This window comes from Mycolicibacterium madagascariense (genome assembly GCF_010729665.1).
In the GTDB taxonomy this organism is placed as follows: Bacteria; Actinomycetota; Actinomycetes; order Mycobacteriales; family Mycobacteriaceae; genus Mycobacterium; species Mycobacterium madagascariense.
In genome coordinates, this window is record NZ_AP022610.1 from 3090328 (window position 1) to 3105902 (window position 15575).

The 15575-nt window shown below is 70.6% G+C and carries 15 protein-coding genes; 12 read left to right on the forward strand and 3 right to left on the reverse strand.

All coding sequences use genetic code 11. The features are described 5' to 3' along the window. Window positions 1–55: 55 nt before the first annotated feature. From G6N60_RS14475 to upp, 6 genes are all read left to right on the forward strand, one after another. Entirely contained in the window at window positions 56–511 is a 456-nt protein-coding gene (locus tag G6N60_RS14475; protein WP_163738331.1) for a Fur family transcriptional regulator, read from the forward strand. 45 nt (window positions 512–556) lie between these two features. Next, window positions 557–2800: a catalase/peroxidase HPI gene (gene katG / locus G6N60_RS14480; protein WP_163738334.1), complete on the forward strand. Its 2244-nt coding sequence runs from the start codon at window positions 557–559 to the stop codon at window positions 2798–2800. A 78-nt stretch (window positions 2801–2878) separates the two neighbouring features. Beyond that, complete coding sequence (locus G6N60_RS14485; RefSeq protein WP_163738337.1) at window positions 2879–3487, forward strand: class I SAM-dependent methyltransferase; 609 nt, start codon at window positions 2879–2881, stop codon at window positions 3485–3487. 90 nt (window positions 3488–3577) lie between these two features. Beyond that, complete coding sequence (locus G6N60_RS14490; protein ID WP_372510933.1) at window positions 3578–4876, forward strand: GTP cyclohydrolase II; 1299 nt, start codon at window positions 3578–3580, stop codon at window positions 4874–4876. Then, window positions 4873–6129, forward strand: coding sequence for a URC4/urg3 family protein (locus G6N60_RS14495; protein WP_163738340.1), 1257 nt, complete (start codon window positions 4873–4875; stop codon window positions 6127–6129). The genes G6N60_RS14490 and G6N60_RS14495 overlap by 4 nt, the downstream gene beginning before the upstream one ends. 10 nt (window positions 6130–6139) lie before the next feature. Then, on the forward strand, window positions 6140–6778 hold the full coding sequence (gene upp, locus G6N60_RS14500; RefSeq protein ID WP_163738344.1) for a uracil phosphoribosyltransferase: 639 nt from the start codon (window positions 6140–6142) through the stop codon (window positions 6776–6778). A gap of 10 nt (window positions 6779–6788) precedes the next feature. On the opposite strand, the gene G6N60_RS14505 is transcribed toward upp, so the two are convergent. Both G6N60_RS14505 and G6N60_RS14510 read right to left on the reverse strand, forming a co-directional pair. Next, complete coding sequence (locus G6N60_RS14505) at window positions 6789–7478, reverse strand: Rv0518 family GDSL lipase (RefSeq protein ID WP_163738347.1); 690 nt, start codon at window positions 7476–7478, stop codon at window positions 6789–6791. Continuing rightward, window positions 7478–8740 (reverse strand): acyltransferase family protein, encoded by a 1263-nt coding sequence (locus G6N60_RS14510; RefSeq protein WP_163738351.1) that lies wholly within the window; start codon window positions 8738–8740, stop codon window positions 7478–7480. The genes G6N60_RS14505 and G6N60_RS14510 overlap by 1 nt, the downstream gene beginning before the upstream one ends. A 205-nt stretch (window positions 8741–8945) precedes the next feature. On the opposite strand from G6N60_RS14510, the gene G6N60_RS14515 reads away from it, so the two are divergent. From G6N60_RS14515 to yaaA, 3 genes are read left to right on the forward strand one after another with little or no spacing between them, the layout of a single operon-like run. Beyond that, window positions 8946–9374: a Rieske (2Fe-2S) protein gene (locus tag G6N60_RS14515; protein WP_163738355.1), complete on the forward strand. Its 429-nt coding sequence runs from the start codon at window positions 8946–8948 to the stop codon at window positions 9372–9374. Between the two features lie 41 nt (window positions 9375–9415). After that, window positions 9416–10552 (forward strand): alkaline phosphatase family protein, encoded by a 1137-nt coding sequence (locus G6N60_RS14520; RefSeq protein WP_163738358.1) that lies wholly within the window; start codon window positions 9416–9418, stop codon window positions 10550–10552. A 10-nt stretch (window positions 10553–10562) separates the two neighbouring features. Continuing rightward, window positions 10563–11309 (forward strand): peroxide stress protein YaaA, encoded by a 747-nt coding sequence (yaaA, locus tag G6N60_RS14525; protein WP_163738361.1) that lies wholly within the window; start codon window positions 10563–10565, stop codon window positions 11307–11309. A 166-nt stretch (window positions 11310–11475) separates the two neighbouring features. On the opposite strand, the gene G6N60_RS14530 is transcribed toward yaaA, so the two are convergent. Then, window positions 11476–11883, reverse strand: coding sequence for a VOC family protein (locus G6N60_RS14530; RefSeq protein ID WP_163738363.1), 408 nt, complete (start codon window positions 11881–11883; stop codon window positions 11476–11478). 193 nt (window positions 11884–12076) lie between these two features. On the opposite strand from G6N60_RS14530, the gene G6N60_RS14535 reads away from it, so the two are divergent. The 3 genes from G6N60_RS14535 (at window position 12077) to G6N60_RS14545 (ending at window position 15573) form a co-directional block, all read left to right on the forward strand. Beyond that, complete coding sequence (locus G6N60_RS14535; protein WP_163738365.1) at window positions 12077–13069, forward strand: TerC family protein; 993 nt, start codon at window positions 12077–12079, stop codon at window positions 13067–13069. A 49-nt stretch (window positions 13070–13118) separates the two neighbouring features. Further along, on the forward strand, window positions 13119–14579 hold the full coding sequence (locus tag G6N60_RS14540; protein WP_163738368.1) for an amidase: 1461 nt from the start codon (window positions 13119–13121) through the stop codon (window positions 14577–14579). 67 nt (window positions 14580–14646) lie between these two features. Further along, complete coding sequence (locus G6N60_RS14545; RefSeq protein WP_163738371.1) at window positions 14647–15573, forward strand: alpha/beta fold hydrolase; 927 nt, start codon at window positions 14647–14649, stop codon at window positions 15571–15573. Window positions 15574–15575 lie beyond the last annotated feature (2 nt).

Here is a 15575-nt window from a genome sequence, read left to right on the forward strand (position 1 = left end):
CCGGGTGCGCACCAACTCTTGACTGATTCCAGAAAAGGGCGGCATAGTGGTTCACGTGGCCCAGCAGTCGAATTACCCGGAGCAGCTGCGCCTGGCTGACCTCCGCGTGACGCGTCCGCGGGTCGCGGTGCTCGAGTCCGTCTCAGAGCACCCGCACTCCGACACCGAGACCATCTTCGAGTCGGTGCGCGAAGAGCTACCCGAGGTCTCCCGCCAGACGGTCTACGACGTCCTGGCGGCCCTGACCGCCGTCGGGTTGGTGCGCCGGATCCAGCCGTCCGGCTCGGTCGCCCGCTACGAGTCCCGGGTCGGCGACAATCACCACCACGTGGTCTGCCGGTCGTGTGGCGTCATCGACGACGTCGACTGCGCCGTCGGCGAGGCACCCTGTCTGACCCCCTCCGACGCCGACGGGCTGCTGCAAGGCTTCACCATCGACGAGGCCGAAGTCATCTACTGGGGCGTGTGTGCCCAGTGCGCCGCCGGCGGCTCCACCGCACGAAGTTCCTGAACCCGTTGTGTCACAGCCCGTTTCACCTCTCTCGAAAGGAATGTTGTGTCATCTGATACCTCCCACAGCCGCCCCCCGTACCCGGAGGAGCCGACCGCCAGCAAGAGCGAGAGCGAGAATCCGGCGATCGAGTCGCCCAAGCCCAAGGCGCACGGTCCGCTGAAGAACCAGGACTGGTGGCCCGAGCAGATCGACGTCTCCAAGCTGCACCGGCAGTCCTCGAAGGCCAACCCGTTCGGTGAGGACTTCGACTACGCCAAGGAATTCGCCAAGCTCGACGTGGAGGCGCTGCGCAACGACGTCGTCGCGCTCATGACGTCGTCGCAGGACTGGTGGCCCGCCGACTACGGCAGCTACGCCGGCCTGTTCATCCGGATGAGCTGGCACGCCGCGGGCACCTACCGCATCTTCGACGGCCGCGGCGGCGGCGGACAGGGCAGCCAGCGGTTCGCCCCGCTCAACAGCTGGCCCGACAACGCGAACCTGGACAAGGCGCGCCGGCTGCTATGGCCGATCAAGCAGAAGTACGGCAGCAAGATCTCGTGGGCCGACCTCCTGGTCTTCGCCGGCAACTGCGCACTCGAGTCCGCCGGGTTCAAGACGTTCGGCTTCGGCTTCGGCCGCGAGGACATCTGGGAGCCCGAGGAGATCCTCTTCGGCGAAGAGGACACCTGGATGGGCACCGACAAGCGCTATGGCGGCACCAACGACAGCGACCGCACCCTGGCCGAACCGTTCGGCGCCACCACGATGGGTCTGATCTACGTCAATCCCGAAGGGCCCGAAGGCAAGCCGGACCCGCTGGCCGCCGCGCACGACATCCGTGAGACGTTCGGCCGGATGGCGATGAACGACGAGGAGACCGCCGCGCTGATCGTCGGTGGCCACACCCTCGGCAAGACCCACGGCGCGAGCGCCGACGCGGTCGGTCCCGAGCCCGAGGGCGCCCCCATCGAGCAGCAGGGCCTGGGCTGGAAGTGCCCCTTCGGCTCCGGCAATGCCGGCGACACCATCACCAGCGGTCTGGAGGTGGTGTGGACCCAGACGCCGACGCAGTGGAGCAACGGCTACCTGGAACTGCTCTACGGCAACGAGTGGGAGCTGACCAAGAGCCCCGCCGGCGCGTGGCAGTTCGAGGCCAAGGACGCCGAGGCGACCATCCCCGACCCGTTCGGCGGACCGCCCCGCAAGCCGACGATGCTGGTGACCGACGTGTCGATGCGCGTCGACCCGATCTACGGGCGCATCACCCGGCGGTGGCTCGACCACCCCGAGGAGATGAACGACGCGTTCGCCAGGGCCTGGTACAAGCTGCTGCACCGCGACATGGGCCCGGTCTCCCGCTACCTCGGTCCGTGGGTTCCCGAGCCGCAGATCTGGCAGGACCCGGTGCCCGCCGTCGACCACGAGCTGATCGACGAGGACGACATCGCGTCGCTGAAGGGCAAGGTGCTCGACTCCGGGCTGTCCGTCCCGCAGTTGGTCAAGACGGCGTGGTCGGCCGCGGCGAGCTTCCGCAGCACCGACAAGCGCGGTGGCGCGAACGGCGCCCGGTTGGCGCTGGAACCGCAGCGTCACTGGGAGGTCAACGAGCCGTCCGAGTTGAACCGGGTGCTGCCGGTGCTCGAAGGCATCCAGCAGGAGTTCAACGCGGCGGGCACCAAGAAGGTCTCGCTGGCCGACCTCATCGTGCTGGCCGGGTCCGCGGCGGTCGAGAAGGCCGCCAAGGACGGCGGTTTCGACATCTCGGTGCACTTCGCGCCGGGACGCACCGATGCGACGCAGGCCGAGACCGACGTCGAGTCCTTCGCGGTCCTCGAACCCCGCGCCGACGGATTCCGCAACTACGTGCGACCCGGTGAGAAGGCGCCGCTGGAGCAGATGCTGCTCGAGCGGGCCTACTTCCTGGATCTGACGGCACCGGAGCTGACCGCGGTGATCGGTGGCCTGCGGGCGCTGAACGTCAACCACGGCGGCACCAAGCACGGCGTGTTCACCGAGACGCCGGGCGTGCTCACCAACGACTTCTTCGTGAACCTGCTCGACATGGGCACGGAGTGGAGGTCGGCGACGACCGGTGAGAACGTCTACGAGGGCCGCGACCGGGCCACCGGCGAGATCAAGTGGACGGCCACGGCCAACGACCTGGTGTTCGGCTCGCACTCCGTGCTGCGGGCACTGTCCGAGGTCTACGCCCAGGACGACTCCAAGGAGAAGTTCGTGGAGGACTTCGTCGCGGCGTGGGTCAAGGTCATGAACAACGACCGCTTCGACCTCGAGAAGTTCTAGCCACCTCTGCAGCCCGAGGGAAGCACCCCGCGAACCACCCGGTTCGCGGGGTGTTCCCGTCTTGCGATGATGGTGTCGATGGCTACTCGATGGCAGGACGCCGACGTGCCGCGCGGCACGGACTACGACGCCCGCTGGGCGACACTCGCCGCCTCCGGTGCGAGCGTGCACGGCGAGGCCGACCTCGTGGCGGAACTGCTCGGCCGACGCGATGGCCGGCACGTCCTGGACGCCGGTTGTGGCACCGGCCGGGTCGCCATCGAACTGGCCCGTCGCGGGCATTCGGTCGTGGGCATCGACGCCGACGCCGCGATGCTCGACGTCGCCATGGCGAAGGACACCGCCGTCACCTGGGTGCTCGCCGACCTGGCGGACGTCGGCACGCACGTCGAGGAGGTCTTCGACGTCGTCCTGCTGGCCGGCAACGTGATGATCTTCCTCGCCCCCGGCACCGAGGGCGACGTGCTGGCCCGCCTGGCCGGGCGGCTGTCCCCCACCGGGCTCCTGGTGGCGGGCTTCTCGCTGCGACCGGGCCGGCTGACGCTCGCGGACTACGACCGGCTGGCCGCCGCGGCCGGGTTGCAGCTCGCGCACCGGTGGGCGACGTGGGAACGCGACCCCTACGCGGGCGGCGACTACGCGGTGTCGGTGCACCGCCGGACCCCGGCTCCGCCCGGCACGGCGTAGCCGCTGGCGGACACGTCGTCGCAGGGCGGTGTTCAGACCGAGTCGCTAAGCTGGCGCCTTCTGGGGGTCGGCGCTCGACGAACGAGGAGCATGATGGTTGCTGAAACCAGTAGCGAACCCGTGGCAGCGCCCGTGCCCGCGGCGTCCAAGGCGGGCGCCGGTCACATTCGACTGACGTCGCACGCCGGCGGCGTCGGCGCGCTGCAGATCCGTTGGGGCGCCTCGACGGCCACCGAACGCGGACCGGTGATCGGCACCACCACGAAGCGGGCCCACCGCAACGTGATCGGCACGCACAGCGGGTCCTACGGCGTGTACCGGGCACTCGCCGTCGCGGCGGGTGCGCTGTCGCGGGAGCACAAGGCCGACCTCACCGACACCGCGCCGACGGACGTCATCGGGCCCTACCCGCAGTGGAGCGAACCGGGCACGATCGTCAGCCTCGATCCCTGGGGTGCGATGGTCGCCGAGGTGTTCGCCGACGAGCTCGCCGCGGGCCACGACATGCGCCCGACGATCGCCGTCACCAAGGCGCACGTGATCCTGCCCGAGGTCGTCGACGCCGTGCGCACCGGGCGGCTCGTCCCCGACGGCCGGGTGCTGCTGCCCACCGGTGCCGCACTGGTCACCAAGGCCGCCATCGAACCGGTCTGGTACCTACCCGGCGTCGCGCAGCGATTCGGTTGCAGCGAAACCGATCTGCGCCGGGTGCTGTTCGAGGAGACCGGTGGCATGTACCCCGAACTCGTCACGCGCTCCGATCTCGAGGTGTTCCTCCCCCCGATCGGCGGTCAGACCGTCTACGTGTTCGGCGACGCCCGTGACCTCGCCGACCCGTCGGTCGAGCTGACCGCCCGCGTGCACGACGAGTGCAACGGCTCCGACGTGTTCGGTTCCGACATCTGTACGTGCAGGCCGTATCTCACGCACGCCATCGAGGAATGCATCCTCGGCGCGCAGCGCGGCGGCGTGGGGCTGGTCGCCTACTCGCGCAAGGAGGGTCGCGCCCTCGGCGAGGTGACGAAGTTCCTGGTGTACAACGCGCGCAAGCGTCAGGTCGGCGGCGACACCGCCGACCAGTACTTCGCCCGCACGGAATGCGTTGCGGGCGTTCAGGACATGCGCTTTCAAGAGTTGATGCCCGACGTGCTGCACTGGCTCGGCGTTCGCAAGATCCACCGGCTGGTGTCGATGAGCAACATGAAGTACGACGCCATCACCGGCTCGGGCATCGAGGTCGGCGAACGGGTCAACATCCCCGAAGAGCTGGTGCCCGCGGACGCCCGCGTCGAGATCGACGCCAAGATGGCCGCCGGATACTTCACCCCCGGCCCCGTTCCGGATGCCGACGACCTGAAACGGACGAAGGGCCGCGGGTTGGGCGGATGAGCCTGCGCACCTCCCCGCAGCCGCACCCCGACCCGGCTGACGGCGCGGTCGCACTGCTGCGGACCACCGGCGCCATCCGCGAGCGCGCGGTCCACCTCTTGGATCGGGCCCGCGCGGGGCACTCGACCTGGTTCGAGGTCGACGACGCGTCGCTGCCCGTCGCGGTCGCCGAGGTCGTCGACGTCACGCGCTCGCGCTACCCCGCCCTCGACATCCCGTTCCACAGCCGCTGGCGCCACTTCGAGGCCGGCGGCGTCGACCGCAAGGCGGAGTTGGACGCCCGGCTGGCCACCCTCGACGCGGCGGCACGGGCCCGCGCGATGATCGACCTCACCGTGGTCAGCGTGCTGCTCGACGCCGGCGCCGGACCCGACTGGGCCTACGACGAGGCCGCCAGCGGACAGCGGTTCACCCGCTCCGAGGGCCTCGGCGTGGCGTCGTTCAACGCATTCATGGACGGCGTCTTCTCTGGCGACCGGGGCGCTCCCCTACGCGTCGACGCCGCGGGTCTGGCGGCCGTCACCGCCGAGGATCTCGCCGGCGCGTTCCAGGCGGGGCCGGACAATCCCCTGGTCGGCATCGAGGGCCGGGTCCGCCTGCTGCACCGGCTCGGCGCCGCGCTGGCCGCTCAGCCCGAGACGTTCGGGCCGCTGGGACGGCCCGGCGGACTGTTCGACCGTCTGCTTCCCGCCGAAGGCCCGGCGACGGTCACCGCGCACGACATCCTCTCCGAACTGCTGGGATCGCTGTCGGGAATCTGGTTGGCGGACAACGTGATCGGCGACCACAGGCTCGGTGACTGCTGGCCCCACCCCGCGGTGCCGGGTCGGGGCGCCTCGCACGGCTGGATGCCCTTCCACAAGCTGTCGCAGTGGCTGACCTACTCCCTGCTCGAACCGTTCGCCTGGGGTGGCGTCCGCGTGACGGACCTCGACGCCCTCACCGCGCTCCCCGAATACCGCAACGGCGGCCTGCTCCTGGACACCGGTGTGCTGCGGATGCGCGACCCCGGATGGGTCAGGCAGCCCTGGGCGGTGCACGACGAGCTGGTCGTCGAGTGGCGCGCGCTGACCGTGGCGCTGCTCGACGAACTGGCACCGCGCGTCCGCGCGGCACTGGGGGTCGACGCCGCGCGGCTGCCGCTGGCGTGCGTGCTCGAAGGTGGCACCTGGGCCGCGGGTCGCGTTCTGGCGCAACGTCTTCGGGACGGCCTGCCGCCGTTCGTCATCGTCAGCGACGGCACCGTCTTCTGAGAGGATGCGCATGAGTCAGACCGACACGCTCCATCTGATCGACCACCCCCTGGTGGCGCACAAGATGACCCTGCTGCGGCGAAAGGAGTCCTCCACCAAGACCTTTCGCCAACTGGTCAACGAGATCGCCGCGTTGGTGGCCTATGAGGTGTTGCGCGACGTGCCGCTGCACGACGTCGAGATCGAGACGCCACTGGAGACCATGACCGGCCGCATGATCGACGGCAAGAAGCTGGTGTTCGTCTCGATCCTGCGGGCGGGCACCGGCATCCTCGACGGCATGCTCGACGTGGTGCCGAGCGCGCGGGTCGGCCACATCGGTCTGTACCGCGACCCCAAGACCCTCGTCGCCGTCGAGTACTACTTCAAGATGCCCGGCGATCTGCACGAGCGCGACGTCGTGATCGTCGACCCCATGCTGGCGACCGGCAATTCCGCCGTCGCGGCGGTGGACCGGCTCAAGGAGTGCGGGCCCAAGTCGATCAAGTTCGTCTGCCTGCTCACGTGCCCGGAGGGGGTGGCCGCCATGCGGGAGGCGCATCCCGACGTGCCCATCTACACCGCCGCCGTCGACCGCCAGCTCGACGAGCACGGCTACATCCTGCCCGGGCTCGGCGACGCCGGAGACCGCATCTTCGGCACCAAGTAGCGCCGCAGCGTCAGACCCGGCGGGGCAGCTGAGCGCCGATCAGCGGGGCGATCTTGTCGGCCATGTAGACGTGTCCGGCGTTGGTGGGGTGCACCCCGTCGCGGCCGATGAGGTCGGGCCGGTCGACGAACCAGCCCGCGGCGATCGGGTCGAAGAACGTGGCGCCCGCCAGCAGCGCCTGCGCCGACAGCACGTCGCGGATCGAGTAGATGCTGGGCGGCACGTTGGCGGTGGGCCACGGCGGCCCGATCACCAGGAGCTTCGCGTCGGGGGCGATGGCGTGGGCCAGCGCCAGCGCGCCGCCGATCTCACCGCCCAGCGTGACGGGGTCGACGCCCTGGTCGTTGCGCGAACCGTAGAACACGACCAACACGTCGTCGGGCTTCACCGCCCGCGCCGTCAAGTCCCCGAACAGGTTGCCCTGGTCGCCCCGCACGCCGTAGCCGGCCCGTCCCTCGGCCGCGACGTCGGCGACGACGTTGAGGCCCTGGCGGTTCAGCGTCTTCCAGGCTCGGACGGGCCAGGCGTTGGGGCCTTGGCCGCCGATGGCGGTGCCGTTGGTGTAGGAGTCCCCGACCACGGCGACGCGGACGGCGGGCGCGCTCGCGGTGTCATAGGACGGGACCCGGGCCTGCGGTACCTGCAGCACAAGGCCGAGGAACAGGGCGACCGAGAGGACGAAGGTGCAGAGCCGGCTCATCAACCGGCTCGCACGCGAAGGCTTTCGGGCCGCGCCCCCACCGGCGCGTGCAGCGGGGTCGGCGTTCCGTCGGGTCGGGCGCCCTGGCCGGACTCGTGCGGCGTGGTGTGGTCCAGGTCGACGGGCGGCTTGCGTTCACCGACCATGCGGCGCATCCACATCCTGGCGGGCTCCTCGACGAAGTGAAACATCAGTATTGCCAACACGATCGACACCAGGATCAGGCCGGCGAAGATCAGCTTGGCCGAGATGCTCGGCACCATCTCGATGCGGTACTGCGCCATGATCCACAGCCACGCGGTGTGCACCAGCTCGTGGACCATGTACAGCCCGAACGACACCTGCCCGCCGTAGACCAGCAACCGGGTGGACAACAGCGCGGGCAGGGTGCCGATACCGATCGCGAGGGTCACGACCACCGGCATGAAGAAAACGTCGACGAGGCCGAAGTCGTCGCGGATGGTGGGCACCGGGTGCCCGTCGAACCAGTACAGGGCGCCCACGGTGACGGCGATCAGCGCGATCGAGGCGTACCCGGCGCCGCGACGGGCGCGGTCGGTGGGCCGCAGCTTGCGTACGGCCGCACAGGCCAGCGCGCCCGCGGTGAACTGCAGCACGATGCGCGGCAGCCAACTCCACGGCGTGTAGAACTGTCCGCCGGAGCCGACCAGCAGCAGCAGCGGGGGCAGGGTCGCAGCGAACGCCAGCAGGAGCAGTCCCCGCGCCCTGGTCGCCCGCTCGATCCGGAACACCACCAGCACCAGCAGCCCGAACAGCAGGTACGCCAGCCACTCGGCGCTGATCGACCAGGCAGGCCCGTCCCAGCTGGAGAAGTCGAAGAACGGCTGGAACCACAGCTGCACCATGGCCAGCTGGCGGAGGTAGTTGATCGCCGTCAGCGAATCGGCCTGGGGCGAGGGGAAGTCGCCGACGTTGAGGGTGAACACGATCCACAGCGCCGCCAGATGCATCGTCACGACGTACAGCGGCCACACCCTGGCCAGCCGCAGCCACAGGAAGTGCAGTGTGGCCCTGACCGAGAAGGCATTGCCCATCCGGTCCAGGTAGTTCCACGTCAGCACGAACCCGCTGAGGATGAAGAACAGGTCGACGCCCTGTGCGCCGCAGTCCAGGATCGGCTTGAACGAGTCGTACAGCGGCGGGGACGCCATCTGCAGCAGCGGACGGAAGTGGAACAGGACCACCCAGAGTGCGGCGACGATGCGCAGCCCGGACAGGGCCTTGATCTCTCCGCTGCGCACGACACTCTTTCCGTAACGGGGGCCATTCTCTTCGCGCGGATACCGCGCCGTTGCGTCCGCCGGCCGTGCGGTCAGCGACCAGGCACCGGCTCATGGCAGGGTAACAGCGCCGCCGGAGCGCGCACGGGTCCGCAACGCTGTGCAGTTGCTGGATGTGACGTGTCCCCGTACGTTCGGCAGCCGGCCCCCGACCGCGAGGATTCCCATGCCCGAAGTCACCCGTCCGCCCCGCAGAACCGTCATCGTCGGAGCGGGAATCGGCGCGGTCGCCGTCACCGCGGCCGGCTGCGGAAGCTCCGCACAGACGCCGTCCGCGAGCTCGACGTCGGCCCCGGCCTCCACTGCCTCCCCGTCCGGTTCCGTGCTCACCAAGACCTCCGACGTGCCCGTCGGGTCGGGCGTGATCGTGGCGGACACCGTGATCACCCAGCCGACGGCCGGGGTGTTCAAGGGTTTCTCACCGGTCTGCCCGCACCGCGGGTGCAACGTCAACGCCGTCACCGACGGCAAGATCATCTGCCCCTGCCACGACAGCGAGTTCGACCTCGACGGCAGCGTCGTCAAGGGCCCGGCCAAGGCGCCGCTGGCCGCGAAACCGATTGCCGTGCAGGGCACCTCGATCGTCGCCGGGTGACCCGCTAGCCGGCTGCCCGCGCTGTGGCAGGCTCTGCAGACGTGGAGCTCCCGCGTCCCGACCCCGACGTCCCCCACCTCGCCGACGTCACGCCCTCGGTGCTGGCCGCCATGGGCGTGCCCGGCTTCGAGCCTCGAATCCCGTTGCGCGACGGCCTGTCCGGTGCCTGCGTGCTGCTCGTCGACGGGCTCGGCGCCGAGCTGCTCGACGCCTTTCGTCACGATGCGCCCGTGCTGGCCGAGCTCCGCGGGCGCACGCTCGGCGTCGGCTTCCCCGCGACGACCGCCGCCGGATTGGCCGCCATCGGCACCGGCGTCGCGAGCGGCGCACACGGCATGGTCGGGTACACCTTCCGGCTGCCGGGCACCGGCGTGATCAATGCCCTGCAGTGGCGGCCCCATCCGCGGGGTGAGGATCTGCGCGACGCGGTGGCCCCCGAGAACGTCCAGCCCCGCCCGACGGTCTTCGAGCGCGCGGCCGGGGCAGGGTTCGCGGTGAGCGTGGTGTCCTCCGCGCAGTTCGCCGGTTCCGGCCTGACCCGCGCGGTGCTGCGGGGCGCCCGCTACATCGGGGTGCACGGCCTCGGCGACCTCGCCGCAGGCGTCCGCCAGGTGATCGCCGACCGCGGGTTCTGCTACGGCTATCACGGCGACCTCGACCTGATCGGTCACCTGCACGGGCCGGGGTCGCTGCCGTGGCGACTGCAGCTGCGCCAGGTCGACCGGTTGGTCGCCTCGGTGCTCGAGGACCTGCCCCCGGGCGCCCTGCTCGCCGTCGTCGCCGACCACGGCATGGTGGGCGTGACCGACGCCGACCGGGTGGACCTCGACGCCGACGCGACGCTCCTCGACGGCGTGGCGGCCCTCGGCGGCGAGGCGCGGGCCCGCCACGTCTACGTCGACGACGGCGCCCTCGACGCCGTCCTCGCCGCCTGGCGGGAGACCCTCGGCGACCGGGCGTGGGTGGTCCCGCGCGACGAGGCCATCGCGGCGGGATGGTTCGGCCCTACCGTCGCCGACGGCGTGCGGGAGCGCATCGGTGACGTGGTCGCCGCAGGCCGGGACCGCGCCGTCATGGTCCGGCGCACGGCCGAACCGCTCGAGTCGGGCCTGCTCGGCCACCACGGCTCGCTGACCACCGCCGAGCAGCACGTCCCCCTGCTGCTGGCCTACGGCTAACCTCGTCGCCGTGATCGTGCTGCTGCCGCCGTCGGAGACCAAGCGCGACGGTGGCGACGGGCCTCCGCTGGCGCCGTCCGCCCTGTCCTTCCCCGAGCTCGGGGACGTGCGCGCGGCGCTGCTCGACGAGCTGGTGGCGCTGGCCGCCGACCGGCCCGCGGCCCGGCGCGCACTCGGCATCTCCGCCGCACAGGACGGCGAGATCGACCGCAACGCCGCCCTGACGTCGTCACCCACCATGGCGGCGATCGACCGCTACACCGGCGTGCTGTACGACGCGCTCGACGTCGGCTCGCTGTCCGGGGCGGCGGCCGCCCGCGCACGGTCACGGCTGGCGGTCGGCTCGGCGCTGTTCGGGCTGCTGCGCGCCGACGACGCCATCCCGGCCTACCGGCTGTCGGCGGGCTCGAAGCTGCCGGGCCGCCCGACGATGGCGGCGCGCTGGCGTCCCGTCCTCGAACCGGTGCTCGCCCGCCTGGCGGCCGACGAGCTGGTCGTCGACCTCAGGTCCGGGTCCTACGCCGCGCTGGGCCGGCTGCCCGGCGCGGTCGACGTCGACGTCGTGGCCGAGCGGCCCGACGGCACGCGCGCGGTGGTCAGCCACTTCAACAAGGCCCACAAGGGCAGGCTGGCCAGGGTGCTGGCGAGCAGCCGGTCCGAGCCGTCGGACGCCGCCGCGGTGGCCGCGCTGGCCCGGCGGGCGGGCATGCGGGTCGAGCGCTCGGGCAACGCGCTGGTCGTCGTGGTGCCGGCCTAGGGGCTCACCTGCGGTGTGGTCGCGGTGCGGTCGAGGTTCCGTCGAGGGTTGCCTCCGGAGGGCGTATCGGCCACGGATGCGTCATCGAATGATGACGCCTGCGCCCGCGATCATCCTCCCCGAGACCACGTACCCAAGACCCACCTACCCAAGACCACGTGCCCGGTCAGAGCGTGCCGAACAGCTCGATCGCATTGCCGTCGGGATCGGCGATGAACATCCAGCCCATCCCGGGCACCGGCGCGAACTCGGTGGGCGGCTCGACCACGGCGTAGCCCGCGGCTTCGACGTCGGCCGCGACCTCGCGCAGGTTCTGCACGCCGATGGTGACGTAGCGCAACCCCGCCTGCGCCCGGCCGCCACCGGGCGTCGGACCCAAGGCGGGTGGGGTGTCGTAGGTGACCAGCTTGAGGACGGCGGACCCCAGGGCGTACCGGCGTTGCGAGCCGTCGGCGAAGGCGATGTCACCCTGGTGCTCGAGCCCGAGGAAGCCCTCGTAGAACTCGACCATCGCCTCGAGGTTGGTGGTCACCAGGCCGATCTCGATGCTGGGGCTGAGCAGATCCAGGCGCACGGTCGGAGCCTAACCGGCGATGCCGACTTCCCCGCCCGAACGTTCGTCTGACACACTGGTGGGCGAGGGGAGTATTCCTTACGCCACGGCGTCGTCATCACGTTGCCCACAGTTGAGCAGCCGGTGCCGTGGACCGCATCAGTGCGGTGGCAGAGACCTCGGCCGTTTCTCGACGTCCGGAGGCAGTCCCCCCATGCAGGTCACCCAACTCGAATGGATCGTCACCCTCGCCGTGACGATCGCCGTTCTCCTGTTCGACATCGTCGTCATCGCGCGCCGACCCCACGAACCGTCGATCCGCGAGTGCGCGATCGCCCTGTCGGTCTACGTCGGCCTGGCCGTGGCGTTCGGCGTCTGGGTGTGGTTCTCGCACGGCAGCCAGTACGGCGTCGAGTTCTTCGCCGGCTGGCTGACCGAGTACAGCCTGTCGATCGACAACCTGTTCATCTTCCTGATCATCATGGCGAGCTTCAACGTGCCGAAGAAGTATCAGCAGGAGGCGTTGCTGGTTGGCATCATCCTCGCGCTGATCTTCCGCGGCGTCTTCATTGCGCTCGGCGCGGTGGCGATCGAGCAGTTCTCCTGGGTGTTCTACGTCTTCGGCGCGTTCCTCGTCTACACCGCGATCACGTTGGCGCGTGACAACGACCACGACGACGACGCCGAGAACGCCGTCGTGAAATTCGCCCGCAACCACCTCACGCTGACCGACAGGTGGGACGGCCTCAAGCTTTGGATCGCGGAGAACGGCGCCAGGGCGATGACGCCGATGTTCCTCGTCATCGTCGCGTTGGGCACGACCGACCTGCTCTTCGCGCTCGACTCGATCCCGGCGATCTACGGGCTGACCCAGGAGCCGTACCTGGTGTTCACGGCGAACGTCTTCGCGCTGATGGGGCTGCGCCAGCTCTACTTCCTGCTCGGCGACCTGCTCAAGCGGCTGGTCTACCTGTCCAAGGGGCTGGCGTTCATCCTGGCGTTCATCGGCGTGAAGCTGGTGCTGCACGCCCTGCACCAGAACGAGGTGCCGTTCATCAACGGCGGCCAGCACGTGCCCGTGCCGGAGATCCCGACGCTGCTGAGCCTCGGCGTGATCGTCCTCGTGCTGGTCGTCACGACGGTGGCCAGCCTCTACACGACCCGGGTGGCGAACCGGCGCGCCGAGACGGCCGACGACGCCACCTGAGGCCCGGCCGACTTGCCGAACGTCGGGCCACCCTCCAAGATCCGAGCCAATGGACACTTCCCAGGCACGCGAACTCGCCTCCGTCGACGCCCTCGGTCAGGCCGCGCTCGCCGCGTCGGGTGAACTGAGCGCCGTCGACCTGCTCGAGGCGGCGATCATCCGGCTCGAGGCGGCCCGCCCGTTGAACGCGGTCATCACCGATCTGCTCGACCGCGGGCGCGAGCAGGCCGCCGCGCTCGACCAATCCGGCGCTCTTCGCGCCGGCGACGCGGGTCCCCTGGCCGGGGTCCCGTTCCTGCTGAAGGACCTCGGCGCGTCGCTCGCCGGGACCCCCGAGGCCATGGGTTCGCGCGCGCTGCGCGACTACGTCGCCCCCGAGACGTCCTGGGTGGTGCAGCAGTATCTGGATGCGGGGCTGGTGGTGTTCGGCAAGACCAACACCCCCGAGTGGGGCAATCACTGCACCACCGAGCCGTTCCTGTTCGGACCGACGGTCAACCCGTGGGCGCCGGACGTGACGCCCGGCGGCTCGAGCGGCGGTTCTGCCGCGGCGGTGGCGGCCGGGGTGGTGCCCGCGGCGTCCGGGGGTGACGGCACCGGTTCGATCCGCGTGCCCGCCGCCTGCTGCGGGTTGGTGGGCCTCAAGCCGCGGCGCGGGCGCAGCTCGTTCGCACCCGACGGCGGCCAGGGCATGGAGGGTCTCGTCAACGGTCATGCGCTGACGCGCACCGTGCGCGACAGCGCCGCCCTGCTCGACGTCATCGCCGGCTCGGCCGTCGGTGACCCTTACGCCGTGCCTGCGCCACCGACGCCGTTCCTCGCCGCGATCGCCGAGCCGCCCGCGGCGACCCGGATCCTGACCACGACGCAGTCACCGTTCCCGGGTCCGCCCACGCACCCCGAGGTGGTCGCCGCGGTCGACGCGGTGGCCCACACCCTCGACGGGCTCGGCCACCGAATCGATTCGGGCGCACCGACTTTCGACCCGGATGTCGTCGCCGACGCCATCGCCGTCCTGCATACCGTCAGCAATGCCCAGCTGCATGCCTTCGGCAGATCGGTCCTCGGCCGCGAGCCCGAGGAGGACGACTTCGAACCCAGCAGCTGGGTGATGATGCGCGAGGGATTCGAGACGACCGGCGTGGCGTACGCCGAGGCGATCGGCGCGGTGCACGCCCAGACCCGCCGCTTCGCCGCAGGCATGTCCGGCCACGACGTGCTGCTGGTGCCGACGCTGCTGACTCCCCCGCCGCCCTACGGATCGCTGAACCAGCCGCGCGGCACCACCCGCGCGTTCTTCGACGTGGAGTTCGCCACGACGGGGTGGACGACGATGGCCAACGTCACCGGCTGGGCGGCGATCTCGCTGCCGCTGGGCGTCACCGCGACGGGGCTGCCGATCGGCGTGCAACTGATGGCCCAGGACGAGGGCATCCTGCTGCAGCTGGCCGCCCAGCTCGAGACGGCCACGCCGTGGTCGCAGCGGCGTCCCGTCGGCTGGGTCGGCTGACGCGCCGGGCGCAGGTCTCGCGGGCAACCGCGACTTATGCGCGAAACCCGCATGGCACACTCACGTCATGGTCATGCCCATCGCACGTCCCCGCCTGGAGGGCAACATCGCCGTCGGGGAGGACCGTCAGATCGGCTTCGCCGAGTTCGGCGACCCGCAGGGCCGGGCCGTCTTCTGGCTGCACGGCACCCCGGGCGCCCGGCGCCAGATCCCGGTCGAGGCCCGCCAGTACGCCGAGCGCCACCACATCCGGCTGATCGGGGTCGACCGTCCGGGCATCGGCTCGTCGACGCCGTTCCAGTACCCGAACGTGCTGGCGTTCGCCGAGGACCTCGGCACGATCGCCGACGTCCTGGGCGTCGGTCAGATGGCGGTCATCGGGCTCTCCGGTGGCGGCCCCTATGCGCTCGCCTGCGCGGCGGCCATGCCGGACCGCGTCGTCGTGGCGGGCGTGCTCGGTGGCGTCGCCCCGACGATCGGTCCCGAGGGCATCGGCGGAGGACTGATGTCCCTCGGCTCCTTCGTCGCGCCCTTCATGCCGATCATCGGCTGGCCGCTGCGGTTGGCGGCGGTCGGGCTGATCCGGCTCGTCAAACCGCTCGGCGAACGGGCCGTCGACATGTACGGGCGGGTGTCGCCGATCGGGGACCGGCGCCTGCTGGCCCGTCCGGAATTCAAGGCCATGTTCCTCGACGACCTGCTCAACGGCAGCCGCAAGCAGATGTCCGCGCCGTTCGCCGACGTCGTCGTCTTCGCCAGGGATTGGGGCTTCCGGCTCGACGAGGTCAAGGTCCCGGTGCGGTGGTGGCACGGCGACAAGGACCACATCATCCCGTTCGCGCACGGCGAGCACGTCGTCGCGCTGCTTCCCGACGCCGAGCTGTACCCGTTGCCCGGGGAGAGCCACCTCGCCGGCCTCGGCTACGCGCAGGAGATCCTGGAGAAGCTGATGGCGCTGTGGGACGACCTCGACCAGGACCCGACCGGCCCCTAGTC